Annotated in this window: 20 protein-coding genes; 6 read left to right on the plus strand and 14 right to left on the minus strand. The window is 67.4% G+C overall.

What is annotated here, in order from left to right; translation table 11 throughout:
• Positions 1-41: 41 nt before the first annotated feature.
• Both AAFF27_15600 and AAFF27_15605 read left to right on the plus strand, forming a co-directional pair.
• Positions 42-665 carry an ABC transporter ATP-binding protein gene (locus AAFF27_15600; GenBank protein XAH21444.1) on the plus strand — a complete coding sequence of 208 codons (624 nt, stop codon included), beginning with the start codon at positions 42-44 and terminating at the stop codon, positions 663-665.
• The gene (locus AAFF27_15605; protein XAH21445.1) at positions 662-1456 is read left to right on the plus strand and encodes an ABC transporter permease; all 795 of its coding nucleotides are present in this window, start codon (positions 662-664) and stop codon (positions 1454-1456) included. Before AAFF27_15600 ends, AAFF27_15605 begins: the two co-directional genes overlap by 4 nt.
• Positions 1457-1501: 45 nt before the next feature.
• Here the strand turns inward: AAFF27_15605 and AAFF27_15610 are convergent, their stop codons facing one another.
• Complete coding sequence (locus AAFF27_15610; GenBank protein XAH21446.1) at positions 1502-2401, minus strand: methylglyoxal synthase; 900 nt, start codon at positions 2399-2401, stop codon at positions 1502-1504.
• Positions 2402-2633: 232 nt separating this feature from the next.
• Between AAFF27_15610 and AAFF27_15615 the strand changes: the two genes are divergently transcribed.
• The 4 genes from AAFF27_15615 to AAFF27_15630 all read left to right on the plus strand — a co-directional run bounded on the left by AAFF27_15615 (position 2634) and on the right by AAFF27_15630 (position 7769).
• The gene (locus AAFF27_15615) at positions 2634-3185 is read left to right on the plus strand and encodes a sigma-70 family RNA polymerase sigma factor (GenBank protein ID XAH21447.1); all 552 of its coding nucleotides are present in this window, start codon (positions 2634-2636) and stop codon (positions 3183-3185) included.
• Positions 3186-3264: 79 nt separating this feature from the next.
• The gene (locus tag AAFF27_15620) at positions 3265-4296 is read left to right on the plus strand and encodes a FecR domain-containing protein (GenBank protein ID XAH21448.1); all 1032 of its coding nucleotides are present in this window, start codon (positions 3265-3267) and stop codon (positions 4294-4296) included.
• A 139-nt stretch (positions 4297-4435) separates the two neighbouring features.
• Entirely contained in the window at positions 4436-6802 is a 2367-nt protein-coding gene (locus AAFF27_15625; protein XAH21449.1) for a TonB-dependent siderophore receptor, read from the plus strand.
• Between the two features lie 82 nt (positions 6803-6884).
• Positions 6885-7769, plus strand: coding sequence for a CoA transferase (locus tag AAFF27_15630; GenBank protein XAH21450.1), 885 nt, complete (start codon positions 6885-6887; stop codon positions 7767-7769).
• Between the two features lie 57 nt (positions 7770-7826).
• On the opposite strand, the gene AAFF27_15635 is transcribed toward AAFF27_15630, so the two are convergent.
• From AAFF27_15635 to ssuE, 13 genes are all read right to left on the minus strand, one after another.
• Positions 7827-8726, minus strand: a complete 900-nt coding sequence (locus tag AAFF27_15635; protein XAH21451.1) for a DMT family transporter — start codon at positions 8724-8726, stop codon at positions 7827-7829.
• 256 nt (positions 8727-8982) lie between these two features.
• Positions 8983-9738, minus strand: a complete 756-nt coding sequence (locus tag AAFF27_15640) for a MetQ/NlpA family ABC transporter substrate-binding protein (GenBank protein XAH26251.1) — start codon at positions 9736-9738, stop codon at positions 8983-8985.
• A 79-nt stretch (positions 9739-9817) separates the two neighbouring features.
• A complete protein-coding gene (locus AAFF27_15645; protein ID XAH21452.1) occupies positions 9818-10483 on the minus strand; it encodes a methionine ABC transporter permease in 666 nt (221 codons plus the stop codon).
• The gene (locus AAFF27_15650) at positions 10476-11519 is read right to left on the minus strand and encodes a methionine ABC transporter ATP-binding protein (GenBank protein XAH21453.1); all 1044 of its coding nucleotides are present in this window, start codon (positions 11517-11519) and stop codon (positions 10476-10478) included. Before AAFF27_15650 ends, AAFF27_15645 begins: the two co-directional genes overlap by 8 nt.
• A complete protein-coding gene (locus tag AAFF27_15655) occupies positions 11516-11731 on the minus strand; it encodes a molybdopterin-binding protein (protein ID XAH21454.1) in 216 nt (71 codons plus the stop codon). The genes AAFF27_15650 and AAFF27_15655 overlap by 4 nt, the downstream gene beginning before the upstream one ends.
• Positions 11732-11919: 188 nt before the next feature.
• Positions 11920-13218, minus strand: a complete 1299-nt coding sequence (locus AAFF27_15660) for an O-acetylhomoserine aminocarboxypropyltransferase/cysteine synthase family protein (GenBank protein ID XAH21455.1) — start codon at positions 13216-13218, stop codon at positions 11920-11922.
• A gap of 25 nt (positions 13219-13243) precedes the next feature.
• Complete coding sequence (locus AAFF27_15665) at positions 13244-14062, minus strand: ATP-binding cassette domain-containing protein (protein XAH21456.1); 819 nt, start codon at positions 14060-14062, stop codon at positions 13244-13246.
• A 4-nt stretch (positions 14063-14066) separates the two neighbouring features.
• Positions 14067-15044, minus strand: coding sequence for an aliphatic sulfonate ABC transporter substrate-binding protein (locus AAFF27_15670; GenBank protein XAH21457.1), 978 nt, complete (start codon positions 15042-15044; stop codon positions 14067-14069).
• Positions 15045-15055: 11 nt separating this feature from the next.
• Positions 15056-15901: an aliphatic sulfonate ABC transporter permease SsuC gene (gene ssuC, locus AAFF27_15675; GenBank protein XAH21458.1), complete on the minus strand. Its 846-nt coding sequence runs from the start codon at positions 15899-15901 to the stop codon at positions 15056-15058.
• Positions 15902-15911: 10 nt separating this feature from the next.
• On the minus strand, positions 15912-17081 hold the full coding sequence (gene ssuD, locus AAFF27_15680; protein XAH21459.1) for an FMNH2-dependent alkanesulfonate monooxygenase: 1170 nt from the start codon (positions 17079-17081) through the stop codon (positions 15912-15914).
• Between the two features lie 22 nt (positions 17082-17103).
• On the minus strand, positions 17104-17322 hold the full coding sequence (locus AAFF27_15685) for a hypothetical protein (GenBank protein ID XAH21460.1): 219 nt from the start codon (positions 17320-17322) through the stop codon (positions 17104-17106).
• A 9-nt stretch (positions 17323-17331) separates the two neighbouring features.
• Positions 17332-18357 (minus strand): sulfonate ABC transporter substrate-binding protein, encoded by a 1026-nt coding sequence (locus AAFF27_15690; protein XAH21461.1) that lies wholly within the window; start codon positions 18355-18357, stop codon positions 17332-17334.
• A 130-nt stretch (positions 18358-18487) separates the two neighbouring features.
• Entirely contained in the window at positions 18488-19072 is a 585-nt protein-coding gene (gene ssuE / locus AAFF27_15695; GenBank protein XAH21462.1) for an NADPH-dependent FMN reductase, read from the minus strand.
• Positions 19073-19099: the final 27 nt, after the last annotated feature.

The raw sequence follows: 19099 nt of genomic DNA on the forward strand, positions 1-19099 counted from the left end.
CGCAGCAGGCGGCACAATCAGCAGCCACCACTGCCGCACCCATGCCGCACCACACCCCGCCCGCCACCGGCACGCTGCATGCGCGGCAGCTGCGGGGCCGGCTGCCAGGCTCTTTCGACCTGGACTTGCACCCCGGCAAATGCACCGTGCTGACCGGCCCCTCGGGCAGCGGCAAGAGCCTGCTGCTGCGCATGCTGGCCGATTTGGACCCCAACACTGGCGATGTGCGCATTGGCAACCAAACGCGCGACAGCATGCCGGCTGCAGTCTGGCGCCGGCAGGTCGGCTATGTGCCGGCCGACGCTGGCTGGTGGGCCGATATGGTGGGCGCGCATTTCGACCCGCCCTCTGCCGCGCGCGAATTGCTGCCCACCGTGGGCCTGCGGCCCGAACTGCTGGACGCGCCGGTAGCCCAGCTCTCGACCGGCGAGCGCCAGCGCATGGCGCTGCTGCGCGCCATCACGCGGCAGCCGCGCTTTCTGCTGTTGGACGAGCCCACCTCGGCACTGGACGCCGACAGCGTGGCGCTGGTCGAGGCCTTGCTGCAGCGCCTTAGATCCGAGGGCATGGGCCTGCTGGTGGTATCGCACGACCCGGCCCAGGCGCAGCGGCTGGCGGATCGGCACCTGAAGCTCACGCCCACGGGACTGGAGGCCGCCACATGACGCAGGTGATCGTGCTGAGCCCGGGCGACCTGGCGCTGGCCGCGCTGCTGGTGCTGGCCAGCGCCGGGCTGTCGATGCTGCTGGCGTTGCGGCTGCAGCGCCCTTTGCTGATCGCGGCGGCGCGCATGGTGGTGCAGTTGCTGCTGGTCGGCTTCTTTCTGCAGCGGGTGTTTGCCATTTCTTCGGCCTGGCTGACCGGTGCCGTCATCGTCGCCATGCTGCTGGCTGCCAGCCGCGAGGTGGGGGCGCGGCAAGAGCGCCGGCTGGCCGGCCTGTGGCACTACGCGCTGGGCGGCCTGCCCATCGTGGCGGCGACCGTGGGCATTGCGCTGCTGGCGCTCACCACCGCCCTCAAGCCCCAGCCCTGGTACGACGCGCGCCACGCCATTCCGCTGGTGGGCATCGTGCTGGGCACGGTGATGAATTCGGCCAGCCTGGCGCTGCACCACGTCTTCTCGACCGTGACGCGCGAGCGCAGCGCCATCGAGGCGCAACTGGCGCTGGGCGCAGACCGCTACACCGCCTTTAGCGACATCGCGCGCCGCGCCACGCGTGCCGGCGTGCTGCCGGTGATGAACCAGATGGCTGCGGCCGGCATCATCACCCTGCCCGGCATCATGACCGGCCAGGTGCTGGCCGGCATGGACCCGATGGAGGCGGCCAAGTACCAGATCCTGCTGATGTTCTTGCTGGCGTCGGGTGGCTTCCTGGCCTCGGCCGGCGCGGTGTACCTGGCCGTCTGGCGCCTGACCGATGAGCGCGATCGGCTGCGGCTGGACCGGTTGGAGTGATCGCCCCAGGCTGCGCGCTTCGCGGCCTTCGCACCTTTCTGCCGGTTACGGCAATGCCTGCACCGCCAAGTGCCGCTCTACCGCCAGTGCCCAGCGCTCGGCCATGGCGGGTGAGTTGATGCACGAGGCGGCCTCGCCCACGCTGCACACGGCGCGCTCCAGCAGTTGGATGTCGGCCTCGTGCTGGCGTGCCACGTGCGGGTCTTCGAAGAAGATCACCTTGTGGCAGGCGCCGTCCAGCACCAGCTCGGCGATCTGCGCGTCGCCGCCCAGCGGGCCGCTCAGGTAGCGCTGCACCCAAGGCTTGTCGGCCGGCCAGCCGCGTGACCAGGCCATGCGGTTGAGCCGCTCGCCGGTGGTGCCGGTGGCCACGCGGTGCGCGTAGCGCGACAGCAGATCGAAGTGCGCCTCGGCAAAGGCCACCATGCGGTCTTTCAGCGCATCGTGGGCGATCAGCGCGGCGGTTTGCGTCTCCAGGCGGAACAGCGTTTGTGGCCGCTGCACCGGCAGGCCGGCGTGCAGCAGCTCGACCTCCACCCACTCGATGGCGCCAGCCAGTGTGGACACAAAAGGCTTCTGGTGCGTCACGCACTGGCGCTTGAGCGCGTGCGCCTCGGCATAGGTGGTGGTGGGGTCGACCGGGTCTTGCAGGTAAATGATGCCGTCCAACTCGTCCTCGGGCCGCAGCCCGCCGGAGATGCGCGACACCAGTCGCATCAGCCCGCCCTCGCGGCCACGCGGGTAGCGCACCAGCGGCGCATAGCCCTGCAACAGCCCGGCCTGCGCCAAGGCGTCATAGGCGCCGCCAACCGCATGCAGGCCCAGGCCCAGGCGGCGGATGCCGTCGCCACTGGCGGCGATCCATGCGGGCAGGCCGGCCTGCGTGGCGTCGCGGTGCAAGCGGCTGGCGGCAAGGCCGAAACGGCGGGTGGGTGCTGGTGTCATGGTGGCTTCTGAGAGGGAATGCGCATCCATTGTCATGGGTTCTGTCACGGCAACGCGGCAGGCAAGCGGGCGCCTCAAAGCTCCTAATTCAGTAGCTACTTCCCCAGTCTACATCTGGGCTACAGCCACTTTTCACCAATATTTTCAGTTTTATAATAAGAACTATTCCCATCTATAGAATGTGCCACCCGCATGGCTGCCGCCTGCTTCCTGGCCTTCTACGACCCGACCCGTGCTTGCGCGCTACTACCAAGAACTGCTGAGCTTTCTGTCCCGCAAGGTGTCCGACCGCGCCACGGCGGCTGACCTGGCGCAGGAAAGCTACGCACGCGTGTATGCGTCGCAGCAGGCCGGCCCCGTGGTCCGCGACCCGCGCGCGCTGCTCTACAAGACGGCCCGCAACCTGGTGATCGACCAGGGCCGGCGTGGCGATGTTCGCGCCCGCTTTGCCGAGCCACAGGACGACATGGCCTCTGACGAGCCAGACAACACGCTCGGGCCCACCGCCTTCGAGCCCGATGCCGCGCTGCAATCGCGGCAGATGGTCAATGCCATCCTGGCCACCATCGACGGCCTGCCGCCGCGCTGCCGCCAGGCCTTCATCCTGCACAAGTTCGACGGGCTGTCGCATGCCGAAGTGGCGGCGCGCATGGGCGTCAGCGTCAAGATGGTCGAACAGCATGTCAGGACTGCCGTGGCGGCGTGCAGGCATTGCCGCGACGGGATCAACGAAACCGCCCCGCCCGCGCCCCCGTTGCGCAGAAGAAGGCGCAGCCACGAATGAAGAAGTACGGATCGAGATATTTGTGCAAGGCAGGCATAGGGTTGTGCACGGCTCGTGCGTCTACCCTTCTGAGAGAGCCATGAGCCTGCCGCAACGCCCTTCCTCCGCCCCGCAAAGCATCGACGGTGATGCTCTGGACTGGTTCGTCCGCCGCACAGGCGGCGGCTTTGGCGCGCGCGACGAAGCCGCCTTCCAAACCTGGTTCAAAGCCGATGCCCAGCACCGCAGTGCCTATGCACGCCAACAGGCGGAATGGACTGCGCTCGACCGCTTGCCGGCTGAGGGGCTGGCAATCCTGCGGGCCAACCTGGCGGATGACTTGGCTGCTCGTCCGGCCACGCCGCTGCGTCGCCGCTTCTTCGTGCCTGCCTTCTCTGCCGCAGCCTTTGCCCTGGTGGCAAGCAGTGCCGGCTTCATGGCCTGGAACCACTGGCAGGCCCAGCCGGTGTTCGCCCAGAGCTTCAGCACGCAGCGCGGGCAGCAGCTCGAAGTGCCGCTGCCCGATGGCAGCCGGCTGCGGCTGGACACCGCGACACGTGTGCAAGTCACCTATTACCGCCAGCGCCGGGAAGTGAGACTGCCCGAGGGACAGGCCGTTTTCAGTGTGCATGGCGATACCGCGCGCCCGTTCGAGGTACTGGCCGGGCCGGTGCGCATCACCGTTGTCGGCACGCGTTTCTCGGTGCGCCACACGCCCGGCATGGCGAGCGCCGGCGGGGTGCGCGTGGCGGTGGAAGAAGGCCGCGTCAAGGTCGAGCGCATCGCGCCGGGTGCGGCCGCCCCGCCGGTCTTTTTGTCGGCAGGCCAGCAGATCGCCAGCGACGCCCAGGGCGTGCTGGAGCCGGTGGCGCCCCTCTCTACCGCGGGCATCGCGCCCTGGCGCGACAAGCGCGTGAGCTTCGACAACACCCGCCTCGACCAGGTGCTGGCCGAACTGGAGCGCTACGGCGACACGCGGCTGGTGCTGCGCGACCCGGCCGTGGCCAGCCTGCGCGTGACCGGCACCTTCAACCCCGCGCGCCTGGACAACTTTGCCAGGCTGCTGCCGCAGGCCGCCCCGGTACGGCTGCAGGCAGCCGGGGACGTGATGGAGATCGTCCGCGCGCCATGACACATGGCGCGCCTTGTTCAGCGGTACGTCCATCATTGAATGCAAATAGTTTTTATTTGATATAGGGTTTGATGCGTCTCGTGCGTCTACCCGGGTGAGAGAAAGAAGCAACTCATTCACCTGCAGGAAAACGTACGCAATGAACCGTCCCGTGTTTCGGCCCGCACCGCTGGCCCTTGCCATCGCGCTGGCCATCGGCTGCCCCGCCCTCCATGCGCAAAGCGCCAACGCACTGCTTGGCGCGCCCGTGCCGCTCAACATCGCCGCGCAGCCGCTTGGGCAGGCGCTCAATGATTGGGCGCGGCAAACCCGCATCGAACTCATCGTGCCGCCGGCCCTGGTCGCGGGCAAGGCCGCGCCGGCGGTGGTGGGCAGCCTGACGCCACGGCAGGCGCTGGATCGGCTGCTGGCCGGCAGCGGCCTGGTCGCGGCGGCAGACGGCCCGGCCATGGTGGTCAGGGCGGCGCCGGCGGGCGCCGAATCGGCGCTGCCGGCCGTGGTCGTCACGGCCAGCGCGGAGCGGGAAACCGGCACCAGCCCGGTCAATGGCTATGTCGCCAGGCGCAGCACGGCAGGCACCAAGACCGATAGCTCCATATTGGAGATTCCGCAGTCACTGTCGGTCATCGGGCGTACGGAAATGGAGGCGCGGGGCGCCCTGGATCTGATGGATGTGGTGAGCCAGACACCCGGCGTATCGGTCGCCCCCTACGGGCCAGACAACCGTGGTTGGGAATACATCTCGCTGCGCGGCTTCCCCGGCAACACCAGCAGCTACCGCGACGGCCTGCCCCAAACCCAGTTTGGCGTGATCTACCGCATGACCGAACCCTATGGCTTGGAGCGCGTGGAGATCCTGCGCGGCCCCTCTTCCGTCTTGTACGGCCAGGGTGACGCAGGCGGTGTCATCAACCGGGTCAGCAAGGCGCCCGGGCCAGAGGCCACCCGGGAAGTCGAAGTGCAATATGGCAACTTCAATCGCAAGCAATTGGCCGTCGACGTGGGCGGGGCCGTTGGGGAAGGCAGTGACCTCAGCTTCCGCTTGGTGGGCGTTGCGCTCGACAGCCAGGACCAGGACCGGTACTCAAATGGCGACCGGATCAAACGCACACGCGCCTACCTGGCGCCGTCGCTGCGCTGGCAACCCAACGCTGGCACGTCGCTGACATTGTTTGGCGAGTTCCTGAACGACGAATCAGGCGAAGACCCCTACTACGCCATCTTCACGGGCCCCGATGGTCTCGTGCGCCACGTCAAATACGGAGACCCGTCCTTCAGCAGCTTCAAGCAGAACCAGTATTCGATGGGCTACCGGTTCGAGCACGCCCTCAACGACACCTGGACGCTGCGCCAGAACGCCCGCTACACCGACATCACGATGAAGCGAAATGCCCTGTGGGCCGATTCGCTCCAGGCGGACGGCCATACCCTTTCCCGCATGACCCGGTCGTGGGACGACGCACTGACGCAAGGGTCGATCGATACCCAGCTGCAAGGCACGCTGCGGACAGCGGCCGCCGAGCACAAGCTGCTTTTTGGCGTGGACTGGAATCGCCTGGATGGAACCGCGCTGCGCTTTAGAGGCACGGGGCCCGACCTGGACCTGCTCAATCCGGTGTACGGCATGGCAGTTGCCACGCCCACCACACCGCTGGCCAACTTCACCCAGACGATGGACCAGATCGGCCTGTACGCCCAAGACCAGATCCGCTTCGGCGAGCGCTGGATAGCCACGCTGGGCGGCCGCCAGGACCACGTCAGATCAACGATCGACAACCGCCTGAGCACCCGGACCACGCAAACTGACAACGCCTTCAGCGGCCGGGTCGGGCTGAACTACCTGCTGGGCAACGGCTGGGCGCCGTATGTCAGCTATGCCACCTCCTTTTTGCCCACCAGCGGCGTGGATGCCGACAACAACCCCTTCAAGCCCAGTCGTGGCAAGCAGGCGGAGATCGGCATCAAGTACCAGCCCGAAGATGGCAAGAGCCTTTTCACGGCGGCCCTGTTCGACCTCACGAAGACGAACGTCGTCACCTACGACAACATCACCTCGGATGCGCGGCAGATCGGCAAGCAACGCTCGCGCGGGCTGGAGCTGGAGGCCAAGACCAGGTTGACCAACCGCCTGAATGCCACGGCATCCCTCACGCTGATGGACCTGAAGGTGCTTCAAAGCGCCGACGCAACCGAGGTGAACAAGATCCCCGCCACGGTGCCCAGGCAGATGGCCTCGGTCTGGCTGGACTATGCCGTGGGTGGCGGCTTTGGCATGGGCGCAGGGGCCAGCTACGTCGGGCCGCGCCAGAACGACGAGGCCAACACCTCGGTCGAAGGCGGCTTCACCTTGCTCAACGCCGTGTTGCGCTACGACCAGGGGCCTTGGCGCTTTGCACTGAACGCGACCAATCTGCTGAACAAGAAGTACAACACCATCTGCTACCACGGCGAGTGCTATCTGGGCAGGGAGCGCACCTTGATCGCAACGGCCAAGTACCGGTTCTGACCTGAGGTCGCGCCAGGCCAGGTGCGAGGGCCATCAGGATTTCACCCCTGCCGCGCAAGCGCCAGGCCGTGTCCAATGCCTGATGCCCTCCTCCACACCTCTGCAGCCCCTGGCGGGCATTCGCGTACTCAGCCTTGCCCTCAACCTGCCCGGCCCCGCCGCGCTGCAACGCTGCCGGCGCATGGGCGCGGACTGCGTCAAGCTCGAACCCCTGGCGCCCAAAGGCGCTGCCAGCGCCGATCCGATGGGCCGCTACAGCCCGGCCGCCTATGCCGCGCTGCACGAAGGCGTGCAACTGCTGCAGGCGGATCTGAAGCATGCTGACGGCCAGGCGCTGCTGCAGGCGGAGCTGGCGCAGGCCGATGTGCTGCTGACATCGTTCCGGCCTTCTGCGCTGGCGCGGCTGGGCTTGGATGCGGCCACGCTGGGCGTGCGCTACCCGCGGCTGTCGTGCATCGCCATCGTCGGCGCGCCCGGCCCTGCTGCCGAGGTGCCCGGGCATGACCTGACCTACCTGGCCGAAAGCGGCCTGGTGCCCGGGCTGGCGCTACCGCCCACGCTCTACGCCGACATGGCCGGCGCCCTGATGGCCAGCGAGGCGGTGCTGCAGGCGCTGCTGCAGCGCGCCAGCACCGGCGCGGGCGTACATGTGGAGGTGGCGCTATCGGATGCGGCCAGGCACCTGGCGCAGCCGCGCGACTGGGGCCTGACGCTGCCCACCGGTGCGGTGGGTGGCGCGCATGCGGGCTACGGCGTCTATGCCTGCGCCGATGGCCGCGTGGCCGTGGCGGCGCTGGAGCCGCACTTTGCCGCCGCGCTGTGCAGCGCCGCCGGCCTGCCGGCGCAGGACGACATGCTGCACCCCGCCACGCGTGAGGCCATCGCCCGCTTTCTGCAGCGCCAGACACGGGCGGAGCTGGATCAGTTGGCCCGCGAGCGCGACCTGCCGCTACATACGCTGGCATAGCGAAACTACAAAATAGATAGCTATAAGCCCAGGCCACACCTGGGCTAAAGGCCTTTTTTACCCAGATTTCCCGCGCCGCGACAGCAAGCCCATGGCCGCACCCAGCAGCAGCCCGCCCCACCACTGGCGCGGCGCCATCGGCTCGGCCAGCCACCAGGCGGCCAGCACCGCAGCCACCAGGGGCTCCACCAACGAGCCGATGACCGCCGCCGTGGGCGACAAGCGGCGCGCGCCCCAGGCAAAGCACAGGTAGGCCAGCGAGGTCGTCACCACGCCGGTATAGGCAATGCCCCACCAGTCCACGGCCAGCGCCGGCCCCCGCCAGCCTTGCGGCAAGGCCACCACCAGCACGCACAGCGTAGACACCGTCATGCTCCAGGCCGAGGCGGTGACTGCCGGGATGGCCGCCGGCATGCGCGCATTGCCCAGCACCATCAGCGCATAGCAAAACGCCGAGCCCAGCGACCAGGCCAGGCCCGCCAGATGCCCGGCCGGCAAGGCCGCGCCGCCCGCCGGCAAGGCCACCAGCAGCACGCCGCCCAAGGCCAGCGCAAGCGCCAGCAGCAGGCGCGCGCTCAGGCGCTCATAGCCGCGCGCCAGCGACACCAGGGCCACGATGGCCGGCGCGCAGCAGACCGAGATCACGGTAGGCAGCGCCGGGCCGATGCGCTCTATGCCGGCAAACCAGCAGCCCACGTTGAGCGCCATCGCCACGCCCGTGCCCGCCACCAGCATGCGCTGCCGCCCGGGCAGCGCACGCCAGCGCGGCACCACGGGCTGGCGCCAATGCCACCACCACAGCAGCGGCAGCCCCAGTGCAAAGCGCACCAGCGTCAGGCTTTGCGGCGTCATGCCGCTGCCCATCAAGTGTTGTGCCACCAGGGCCCCCAGGCCCCAGAGGGCGCCCGCGAGCAATACGCCGCCCCATGCCAGGGCGGCGGAAGTTGTCGATTTCATGGTTCCGTCTTCTCCGAAAGGCGCCCGCCCGCCATGCGGCGGTGGGCGCGACCGTGCCTGCCTGCCCTGGCAGTGAGCCAAGGCAAGCGCTATACGCGGCGCAGCAGGGCTGCGCGCGTTACAGGCCTACGGTCGGAGGAGCAGTGCGGAAGAAAGGCATGGGCGCAATTAGATAGCAAAAAGCCCAGGCGGGACCTGGGCTTTAGGCACTTTTGATGCTCAAAAGGCCGTAAAAAGCAGAGGCAGCGCCGAAGGCTTACCAGCCCGGCACCACGGCACCCTTGAACTCGGTCAGCACGTACTGCTTGACGGCATCAGAGTGGTAGGCCTTGACCAGCTTGGCAACCCAGGCCTTGTCCTTGTCTGCCGTACGCACCACCAGCACGTTCACGTACGGGCTCTTGGCGCTTTCCTGGGCGATGGCGTCCTTGGCGATGGTGAGGCCGGCGGAAACTGCGTAGTTGGTGTTGATGCCGGCGGCGTCCAGGTCATCGAGCGTGCGGGGCAGCTGGGCGGCGTCGACCTCAATGAATTTGAGCTTCTTGGGGTTGTCGATCACGTCCAGCGGCGTGGCCTTGACGCCCGCACCAGCGCGCAGCTTGATCAGGCCCTGGTCCTGCAGCACCAGCAGCACGCGGGCGCCATTGGTGGGGTCATTGGGCAGGCCGAAGCGCGCGCCCGGCTTCAGGTCTTCAAGCTTCTTCACCCTCTTGGAGTAGATGCCCATCGGGTAGTTGACGGTGTAGCCCACGTCCGAGAACTTGTAGCCGCGGTCCTGCACCTGCGCATCCAGATACGGCTTGTGCTGGTAGCTGTTGGCGTCCAGGTCGCCGGCGGCCAGCGCGGCGTTGGGCTGCACGTAGTCGCTGAACTCGACGATCTGGATCTTCAGGCCGTCTTGCTCGGCCACCTTCTTGACCTGCTCCATGATCTGCGCGTGCGGGCCGCCGGTGACGCCGATCTTGATCGGCTTGTCTTGCGCCAGGGCCGGCAGGCTGAGCGCGGCGGCCATGGCGCCGGCGGCGAGGATCTGCAGCGTGAAGCGTTTAGGGAATGTCATGTTGATGTGTCCTTTGGATCTAGAAAACGAATTATTTGTGGCTCAGGCGCTTCACCAGCCAGTCGCCGGCGCCCTGCAGCACTTGTACGAAAACGATCAGCACCACCACCACGGCCAGCATCACCTCCGGCAGGAAGCGCTGGTAGCCATAGCGAATGCCCAGGTCGCCCAGGCCGCCGCCACCGATGGCGCCGGCCATGGCCGAGTAGCCGGTAAGGCTCACCAGGGTGATGGTGATGCCGGCGACGATGCCCGGCCGCGCCTCGGGCAGCAGCACCTTCCAGACGATCTGGCGGGTGCTGGCGCCCATGGCCTGGGCCGCCTCGACCAGGCCGCGATCGACCTCGCGCAGCGCGGTTTCCACCAGCCGCGCCATGAAGGGCGCGGCGGCGATGGTCAGCGGCACGATGGCCGCCGCCGTGCCAATGGACGAGCCCGTCAGCAGCCGCGTGAACGGGATGATGGCCACCAACAAGATGATGAAGGGCGTGGAGCGCACCGCGTTCACGGCAAAGCCCACCACCCGGTTCACCGGCTTGTTCTGCAGCACACCGCCGGCAGCGGTCAGGTGCAGGTAGACGCCCAGCGGCACGCCCAGCAGCGCGGCGATGGCGCCCGATATGCCCACCATCACCAGCGTTTCCCAGAGCGAGGTGGCAAAGAGTTCGAGCATGGGCCCGGTAAAGACATCAAACATCGCTCACCTCCTGCACCGACACGCCCGCGCTGCGCAGATGCGCCACGGCATCGCCCAGGGACGAGGGCGAGCCGCGCAACAGCAGCGCCAGCGCGCCATAGGGCTGGCCCTGGATCTCGTCCATCTGGCCGTGGATGACGGACAAATCAACGCCAAAGCGCCGCACCAGGTCCGACAGCAACGATTGGTCGGCCACCGCGTCGCCGGCAAAGGCAATGCGCAGCACGCAGGCCTCGCCCGCCGCCCGGCCGTTGAGTTGCGCGCGCAGGCGCGCCAGCACGCTCTCAGGCAGCGTCTGCGGCGTGACCTCGTCCAGCAGGCTGCGCGTGGTGGCGTGCTGCGGGCGCGTGAACACGTCCAGCACCGCGCCCTGCTCCACAAAGCGGCCAGCGTCGATCACCGCCACCTGCTGCGCGATCTGCTTGATGACCTGCATCTGGTGCGTGATCAGCACCACGGTCAGGCCAAACTCGCGGTTGACCTGCTGCAGCAGCGCCAGGATGGAGCGGGTGGTCTCAGGGTCGAGTGCCGAGGTAGCCTCATCCGACAACAGCACCTTGGGCCGATTGGCCAGCGCCCGGGCAATGCCCACGCGCTGCTTCTGGCCGCCGCTGATCTGCGCCGGGTAGCGGTCGTGCAGCGCGGCCAGGCCGACCAGGTCCAGCAGCGGCATGACCCGTGTGCGGATCTCTGCCGCGTCCATGCCCGTCAGCTCCAGCGGCAGCGCGACGTTGTCGTACACCGTGCGCGAGGCCAGCAGGTTGAAATGCTGGAACACCATGCCAATGCCCTGGCGCGCGTGGCGCAGCTCGGCATCGGGCATGGCGGTGAGATCCTGTCCGGCCACGAACACGCGGCCGGAGGTGGGCCGGTTCAGCAGGTTGATGGTGCGCACCAGCGAGCTTTTGCCCGCCCCGCTGCGCCCGATCACGCCGAAGACCTGGCCTTGGGGAACATGCAGGTCGATGCCCCGCAGCGCCTGCACCGGCCCGGTGGGGCCTGGATAAGTTTGATGTATGTTTTCGAGCCGAATCACAGTTTGGCGATGGAAACCTCGGTGGATTTCACCAAGGCCACAACGTCGGAACCCACCTGCAGTTGCAGGTCGTCCACAGAACGCGTGGTGATGACAGAAGTGACGATGCCCCAGGGCGTCTCGACATCGACTTCAGAGACGACGTCGCCGCGGATTATCTCGCGGACCTTGCCCTTGAATTGGTTGCGGACATTGATGGCTTGGATGGACATGGAATTTCTCCTTGGGTTGAAAACTACAAAATTGATAGCTATAAGCCCAGGCCACGCCTGGGCAAAAGCCATATTTCATTCAAAAAACTGACCGTTCGCCCTGAGCCTGTCGAAGGGCTTGGCAATAGGTGGCAGGGCTTCGACAAGCTCAGCCCGAACGGTGTGGAGGCCTGAGGTCGTTGCCAAAACTACGTAGCGGCCAGCGCCTGGTCCAGGTCGGCACGCAAGTCGTCGATGTGCTCTATGCCCACGGACAGGCGCACCGTCTCTTCCGAAACACCGGCCTTGGCCAGTTCCTCGGGCGACAACTGGCGGTGCGTGGTGGACGCCGGGTGCGTGGCCAGCGAGCGCACGTCGCCGATGTTGACCAGCCGGGTGAATAGCCCCAGCGCATCCAGGAAGCGCGCACCCGCCGCGCGGCCGCCCTCCTTGAGGCCAAAGGTCAGGATGCCCGAGGCCTTGCCGCGCAGGTACTTCTGCGCCAGCGCATGGTCCGGGTGGCTGGGCAGGCCGGCGTAGTTGACCCAGCTCACCTTGGGGTGGGCTTCCAGGTACTGCGCCACGGCCAGCGCGTTGTCATTGATGCGGTCCAGCCGCAGCGCCAGGGTCTCTATGCCCTGCAGGATCAGGAAGGCGTTGAAGGGCGAGATGGCCGCGCCGGTATTGCGCAGCGGCACCACGCGCGCCCGGCCGATGTAGGCGGCAGCGCCCAGCGCCTCGGTGTAGACCACGCCGTGGTAGCTTGGGTCGGGCTCGTTCAGGCGGCGAAACTTCTGCTTGTGCTGGCCCCAAGGGAACTTGCCCGAATCGACAATCGCGCCGCCAATGCTGTTGCCGTGGCCGCCCAGGTACTTGGTGAGCGAATGCACCACGATGTCGGCGCCGTGCTCGATCGGGCGGCTCAGGTAGGGCGAAGGCACGGTGTTGTCGACGATCAGCGGCACGCCGTGGCGGTGCGCGATCTCGGCAATGGCCGCGATGTCGGTCACGTTGCCGGCCGGGTTGCCCAGCGACTCGACGAACACCGCCTTGGTCTTGTCGTCGAACAGCTTCTCGAAACTGCTCGGGTCGCGGTGGTCGGCAAAGCGCGTGGTGATGCCGAACTGCGGCAGCGTGTGCGCAAACAGGTTGTAGGTGCCGCCATACAGCGCGGTGCTGCTGATGATGTTGTCGCCAGCCTCGGCGATGGTCTGGATCGAATAGGTCACCGCCGCCTGGCCCGAGGCCAATGCCAGCGCCGCAATACCGCCTTCAAGTGCCGCCACGCGCTGCTCCAGCACGTCTTGCGTCGGGTTGTTGATGCGGGTGTAGATGTTGCCCGGCACCTTCAGGTCGAACAGGTCTGCGCCGTGCTGCGCGCTGTCGAAGGCGTAGGCCACCGTCTGGTAGATCGGCGGCACGGCGGCGCGCGTGGTTGGGTCGGGCGAATAGCCGGCATGGACCGAGAGGGTCTCGAATTTCCAGTGGGCGGCGGCAGGCTTGGACATGGCGGCTTTCTGTGAAGGGGGAAACTCAAATCGCCCAGCGCAAGGCGTGCGCTGCGGGGCGGAAGACCTCGGGTACGGACTCGTCCGCCGGCTTTTGCAGCACGCGGTCGAGGATGCGTTTTTCTATGGCCGCAAAGGCCGGGTCGCCCTGCGAGCGCGGGCGGGCCAGTGCGATGTTCTCGTCCAGCGCTATGCGGCCGTCTTCGATCAGCACCACGCGGTCGGCCAGGGCCACCGCCTCTTGCACGTCATGCGTGACCAGCAGCGCGGTGAAGCGGTGGCGCTGCCACAGGTCTTCGATCAGGCGGTGCATCTCTATGCGGGTGAGCGCGTCGAGCGCGCCCAGCGGCTCGTCCAGCAGCAGCAGGCGCGGCTGGTGCACCAGGGCGCGCGCCAGGGCCACGCGCTGGCGCTGCCCACCCGACAGGCGCGCCGGCCATTCGTTCTCGCGCTCGGCCAGGCCAACCTGGGCCAGCACCTCGCGCGCCCGGCCCCGGGCCGCTGCCGGCAGGCCCAGCGCCACGTTGTCGAGCACGCGCTTCCAGGGCAGCAGGCGCGCCTCCTGGAACATGATGCGGGTGTCTTCGTGCAAGCCCTGCACCGGCTGGCCATCCACCGCCAGCGTGCCGGCAGAGGCCTGCTCCAGCCCGGCCACCAGCCGCAGCAGCGTGCTCTTGCCGCAGCCGCTGCGCCCGACGATGGCGATGAACTGGCCCGGCTCGATGTTCAGCTGCGCGCTGCGCAGCACCTCGCGCGCGCCGTAGCGCTTGCTCAAGCCCCGCGCCTCCAGGCGCACGCCGCCCGTGCTGGCCCGGGCTTGATCGTCTTGCAGAACGGCACTCATGGCTTCAGGCTCCGGGCTTGAACAGCGCAATGTCGAGCGCGTTGATTTTTCGGGGCAGCAGCTTTTCCGCAAAGAAGGCATCGGCGATGCGCTGCTGCTCGGCCAGGCCTTCGGGCACGACCGGGCGCACCGCGTAGCTGCGGCGGGCGTTGGCCTGCTCGATGGTGGCGGCGTCCAGGCCCCACACGGGCGCCAGCAGCGTGGCCGCAGCCGTGGGGTTCTGCTTGACCCACAGGCCGGTCTTTTCCAGCTCGGCGTAGACCACGCGCAGCACATCGGGCCGCGCCTTGGCGAACTTGCTGCTGGCCAGGTAATAGCGCTGGTAAGACGCGATGCCCGTGCCATCGGCCAGCACGCGCACCTTGGATTGGCGCTGCGCAGCCGCCAGGAACGGGTCCCACACCACCCAGGCATCAATCGCGCCCTTCTCAAAAGCGGCACGGCCATCGGCCGGCGTGAGGTAGGCGGGCTCGATGTCCTTGAACGACAGCCCGGCCTTATCAAGCGCGGCGATCAGCAGGTAGTGCACACCGGCCGCTTTGGCAAAGCCGATCTTCTTGCCCTTGAGGTCGGCCACGGTCTTGATGGGCGAATCCTCGCGCACGACGATGGCCTGCGCGGCGGGCGAAGGCGCCTCTTGCGCGATGAAGGTCAGGTCGGCGCCGGCGGCCTGCGCAAATACCGGCACGGTATCGGCCACGTCGGCGCTGATGTCCAGGTTGTCGAGGTTCAGCGCCTCCAGCAGCGGCAGGCCGCTGGTGAACTCATGCCAGCTGACGGTGACGTTGAGCGGCGCAAGCTGCTTCTCCAGCGTGCCCTGCACCTTGAGCACCGCTATCAGCGTGGAAGACTTCTGGTAGCCCAGGCGCACGACGGCCGGCCGCGTGGCCGTGCCCTGCGCCAAGACGGCACCGGCACCCAAAGCGCCCAGCGTGGCGACGGCCGCGCGGCGGGAAATGCGTGAAGCGGATGAATGCGTCATGTCTTCTGTCCTTACTTTGCGTTGTGCTGATAACCAGGGTGCCAGCGCAGCCACCAGTGTTCGAGGCCACGGGCAAACAGGTCGGCCAGCTTGCCCAGCAGCGCGTACAGCAGGATGCCAACCAGCACCACGTCGGTCTGCAGGAACTCGCGGGCGTTCATGGTCAGGTAGCCAATGCCGGCCTGCGCCGAGATGGTTTCGGCCACGATCAGGATCACCCACATCAGGCCCAGCGAGAAGCGCAAGCCCACCAGGATGGAAGACAGCGCGCCCGGCAGGATCACCTCGCGGTACAGCTGCCAGCGCGACAGGCCGTAGGTGCGGCCCATCTCGATCAGCTGCGGGTCTACGTTGCGGATGCCGTGAAAGGTGTTGAGGTAGATCGGGAAGAACACCGACACCGCAATCAAGAACAGCTTGGCCGACTCGTCAATGCCAAACCACAGGATCACCAGCGGGATCAGCGCCAGCGCCGGGATGTTGCGCACCATCTGGATGGTGGAGTCCAGCAGCAGCTCAAAGAAGCGCACCGAGCCCGTCAGCAAGCCCAGCAGCAGCCCCAGCCCGCCGCCAATCGCCAGCCCGGCCAATGCGCGGCCGGCACTCACCTTGACGTGGGTCCAGAGTTCACCCGAAGCGGTCAGCGTCCACGCCGCCTTGGCCACGTCCACCGGCGCCGGCAGCACCCGGCTGGACAGCCAGCCCAGCGAAGAGGCGATCTGCCAGAGGGCGATCAGCCCCACCGGCACCAGCCAGGGAATGAGCCGCTTGCCGACGTTCGCGGCAAAGCCCTTGAGCGCGCTGCCGGCGCCATCGGCAGGCGCGACTGCCGGCAGGTCCTGAACTTGTTCGGTCATGGGCGGCCTCTTAACTTTGCGATCGCAGACGCGAAGGCGCGTCGAGATTGGCAACCACCTCGCCAAACGGCCCGCTCAGCGAACCGCCCGTGAGCTGCGTCTGCGCCTTGCGCGAGAGCAGCGGGAACACCAGCTCAGCGAAGCGATAAGCCTCCTCCAGGTGCGGGTAGCCCGACAGAATGAATTTGTCCAAGCCCAGCGCGGCGTATTCCTCGATGCGGGCGGCGACGGTCTTGGGGTCGCCCACCAAGGCAGTGCCGGCACCGCCGCGCACCAGGCCAACGCCAGCCCACAGGTTGGGGCTGATTTCCAGATCGGCACGCGAGCGTTTGGCACCGCCCGCATGCAGCGCGGCCATGCGGCGCTGGCCTTCGGAGTCCATGCGCGCGAAGGCGCTTTGGGCGCGGATCACCGTCTCGTCGTCCACGCGGCTGATCAGCTCTTCTGCGGCCTTCCAGGCGGCGTCATCGGTCTCGCGCACGATCACGTGCAGGCGGATGCCAAACTCCACCTTGCGGCCTTGGCGCTCTGCGCGGGCGCGCACGTCGGTGATCTTCTTGGCGACTTCGGCCGGCGGCTCGCCCCAGGTCAGATAGGCATCGACCTGCTCTGCCGCCAGCTCATGCGCTGCGGCGGACGAGCCGCCAAACCACACCGGCGGATGCGGCTTCTGTAGCGGCGGGTAGAGCAGCTTGGCGCCCTTCACGCTCAGGTGCTGGCCTTCGAAATCAAAGCTCTGGCCGTCATGGCTGCGCGCGATGATCTCGCGCCAGATGCGGATGAACTCGGCCGATTGTTCGTAGCGCGCCGCGTGGTCCAGATACACGCCGTCGCCTTCCAGCTCGGCCTGGTCGCCACCCGTGACCAGGTTCACCAACAGGCGCCCGCCGGACAAGCGATCAAAGGTGGCCGCCATGCGCGCGGCCAGGCTGGGCTGGTGCAGGCCGGGGCGCACCGCCACCAGAAACTTGAGCTTGCTGGTGGCGCCGATCAGGCTGGAGGCGATCACCCACGGGTCTTCGCACGAGCGGCCGGTGGGGATCAGCACACCTTCGTAGCCCAGGCGGTCGGCCGCGCCTGCCACTTGCTGCAGGTAGGCCAGATCGACCGTGCGCGCGCCCTCGGTGGTGCCAAGGTAGCGGCTGTCGCCGTGCGTAGGAAGAAACCAGAAAATTTGCATGTCGGGGGCCTTGTCTAAGGGCTTACCAGGAATGGGCAATGAAGCCGCGGCCCGCTGCGGCAGCAGCGGCGGCCCGGCCCATGCGGCGCAGCACGCGCAAGGGCACATAGCCGTGCGGCGCCTGCCGCGCCAGGGCGCGGGCAGAGGTCGATGCCGCAGGCCATGTCAGGCCCCAGGCGGTGGCCGTGGCGGCGATCACGCGCTGCGCCTGGGCGGCGGGATAAGAGGTGTCGTGTGCCATCGCAAAGACTCAGGGCTGTACGGAAACCACCGCATCGCGCACGCGGATGGCCTTGGGGATCAGCTTCAGCGCAAAGAAGCTGTCGGCGATCTTTTGCTGGTCGGCGGCCACGTCGGCGGTGATCGGCTTTACGTTGAACTCGTAGCGGCGCAGGCTCAGCTCGACCACGTCGACCGGCAAGCCCTGCAGCGGCGCAATGCGTTCAGCAGCGGTACGCAGGTTCTTCTTGAGCCAGATGCCCTGCTCTACCGAGTCATCGAACAGCGCCTGGATTGCCTGCGGGTACTGGCGCGCAAAGTTACGGTCGGCCAGGTAGTACTGGTAGTTGTTCACCACGCCCGTGCCGTCGGCCAGGATGCGGGCGCCCGTGGCCTTCTCGGCGGCGGCCAGGAAGGGCTCCCAGATCACCCAGGCATCGACGTTCTTGCTCTCGAACGCGGCGCGGCCATCGGCCGGCGCCAGGTAAATGGGCTGGATGTCGGCCAGCGACAGGCCATGCTTCTCCAGCAATTTGAGCAGCAGGTAGTGCACGTTGCTGCCCTTGTTGAGCGCGACCTTCTTGCCCTTCAGGTCAGCCACCGAGCGGATCGGTGAATCGGCCGTCACCAGAATGGCCTCTGCCTTGGGCGCCTCGGGGTCGTAGCCCACGTAGACAAAACGGGCGCCGGCGGCCTGCGCAAAGATGGGCGGGGCTTCGCCGACAAAGCCGACATCCACCGCGCCCACGTTCAGGCCTTCCAGCAGTTGCGGGCCAGCCGGGAACTCGACCCACTTCACGCCAAAGCCCAGCGGCGCCAGCCGCTTCTCCAGCGTGCCCTGCGCCTTTTGCAGCACGAACAGGCTGGCCGACTTCTGGTAGCCGATGCGTAGTGGGGGTTTGGCCTGCGTCTGCGCGGCAGCCGCAGTCACGGTAATAAAGAGCACGATCAGCGCCAGCGCGCCTACGGCAAGCGCGCCAATCAGCAGATCGCGGGCGACGCGCCAGAACGGGCGCGGCGCAGCGGTGGAAAGATCATCAAGCGACAAAGAGGGCATGGTCGGCTTTCAGTCGGTGAGCAGATACGGCGGAGCCCTGGAGCACAAAGCGCTACAGCGCTAGCTATGGGCAAAGAGACATGCAAGAGGCGAAAGCGGCACAGCGGCAGAACCGCCCGCCGCCGCTGCGTCAAACGCTACATCGCACCTGCGAGAACGGCACCGGTGCAAAACCGTGCGACACCGGCAGGCGCAGCCCCTCGATCACCAGCGCGTCTACCGCGTCGTCCAGGCGCGGCGCCAGGTCCGGGTGCACCTGGTAGGCGCCTTCGGGCGTCAGCGCCACCTGCGCGTCGGTGGCATACACGCCAGGCAAGATATGCCGCGCCGCCAGCGACTGCAGCACCGGCCGCAGCGCGTAGTCGAGCGCCAGCATATGGTGCGGGCTGCCGCCGGTGGCCAGCGGCAGCACCGTCTTGCCCTTGAGCGCGGTCTGCGGCAGCAGGTCCAGAAAGGCCTTCAGCACACCGCTGTAGGCCGCCTTGTAGACCGGCGTGGCCACCACCAGCGCCTGTGCTTGCGCCACCAGATCTGCCGCCCGGCGGATCGACGCATTGCCAAAATCCGCCTGCAGCACGGCCTGCGCGTCCAGGTCGCGCACCGCCAGCCGCTGCACGCCAACGCCTCGCTGGCCCAGCCGGTGCGCCACCGCATCCAGCAGCGCAGAAGAGCGCGAGGGCGCAGAAGGGCTGCCGGCGATCAGCAAGACGGACATAAACCAGGCTCTTTTCGGAAAATATTA

The sequence above is a fragment of the Xylophilus sp. GW821-FHT01B05 genome (assembly GCA_038961845.1).
GTDB lineage: Bacteria > Pseudomonadota > Gammaproteobacteria > Burkholderiales > Burkholderiaceae_C > Xylophilus.

Excerpts from the sequence above, each read along its gene's own strand:
- AAFF27_15645 (XAH21452.1), bottom strand. The coding sequence starts at position 10,483 with ATGTTTGATGTCTTTACCGGGCCCATGCTCGAACTCTTTGCCACCTCG.
- AAFF27_15620 (XAH21448.1), top strand. The coding sequence starts at position 3,265 with ATGAGCCTGCCGCAACGCCCTTCCTCCGCCCCGCAAAGCATCGACGGT.
- AAFF27_15655 (XAH21454.1), bottom strand. The coding sequence starts at position 11,731 with ATGTCCATCCAAGCCATCAATGTCCGCAACCAATTCAAGGGCAAGGTC.
- ssuC (XAH21458.1), bottom strand. The coding sequence starts at position 15,901 with ATGACCGAACAAGTTCAGGACCTGCCGGCAGTCGCGCCTGCCGATGGC.
- AAFF27_15665 (XAH21456.1), bottom strand. The coding sequence starts at position 14,062 with ATGAGTGCCGTTCTGCAAGACGATCAAGCCCGGGCCAGCACGGGCGGC.
- AAFF27_15635 (XAH21451.1), bottom strand. The coding sequence starts at position 8,726 with ATGAAATCGACAACTTCCGCCGCCCTGGCATGGGGCGGCGTATTGCTC.
- AAFF27_15640 (XAH26251.1), bottom strand. The coding sequence starts at position 9,738 with ATGGCCGCCGCGCTCAGCCTGCCGGCCCTGGCGCAAGACAAGCCGATC.
- AAFF27_15625 (XAH21449.1), top strand. The coding sequence starts at position 4,436 with ATGAACCGTCCCGTGTTTCGGCCCGCACCGCTGGCCCTTGCCATCGCG.
- AAFF27_15630 (XAH21450.1), top strand. The coding sequence starts at position 6,885 with ATGCCCTCCTCCACACCTCTGCAGCCCCTGGCGGGCATTCGCGTACTC.
- AAFF27_15690 (XAH21461.1), bottom strand. The coding sequence starts at position 18,357 with ATGCCCTCTTTGTCGCTTGATGATCTTTCCACCGCTGCGCCGCGCCCG.
- AAFF27_15600 (XAH21444.1), top strand. The coding sequence starts at position 42 with ATGCCGCACCACACCCCGCCCGCCACCGGCACGCTGCATGCGCGGCAG.
- AAFF27_15660 (XAH21455.1), bottom strand. The coding sequence starts at position 13,218 with ATGTCCAAGCCTGCCGCCGCCCACTGGAAATTCGAGACCCTCTCGGTC.
- AAFF27_15605 (XAH21445.1), top strand. The coding sequence starts at position 662 with ATGACGCAGGTGATCGTGCTGAGCCCGGGCGACCTGGCGCTGGCCGCG.
- AAFF27_15610 (XAH21446.1), bottom strand. The coding sequence starts at position 2,401 with ATGACACCAGCACCCACCCGCCGTTTCGGCCTTGCCGCCAGCCGCTTG.
- ssuD (XAH21459.1), bottom strand. The coding sequence starts at position 17,081 with ATGCAAATTTTCTGGTTTCTTCCTACGCACGGCGACAGCCGCTACCTT.
- AAFF27_15670 (XAH21457.1), bottom strand. The coding sequence starts at position 15,044 with ATGACGCATTCATCCGCTTCACGCATTTCCCGCCGCGCGGCCGTCGCC.
- ssuE (XAH21462.1), bottom strand. The coding sequence starts at position 19,072 with ATGTCCGTCTTGCTGATCGCCGGCAGCCCTTCTGCGCCCTCGCGCTCT.
- AAFF27_15685 (XAH21460.1), bottom strand. The coding sequence starts at position 17,322 with ATGGCACACGACACCTCTTATCCCGCCGCCCAGGCGCAGCGCGTGATC.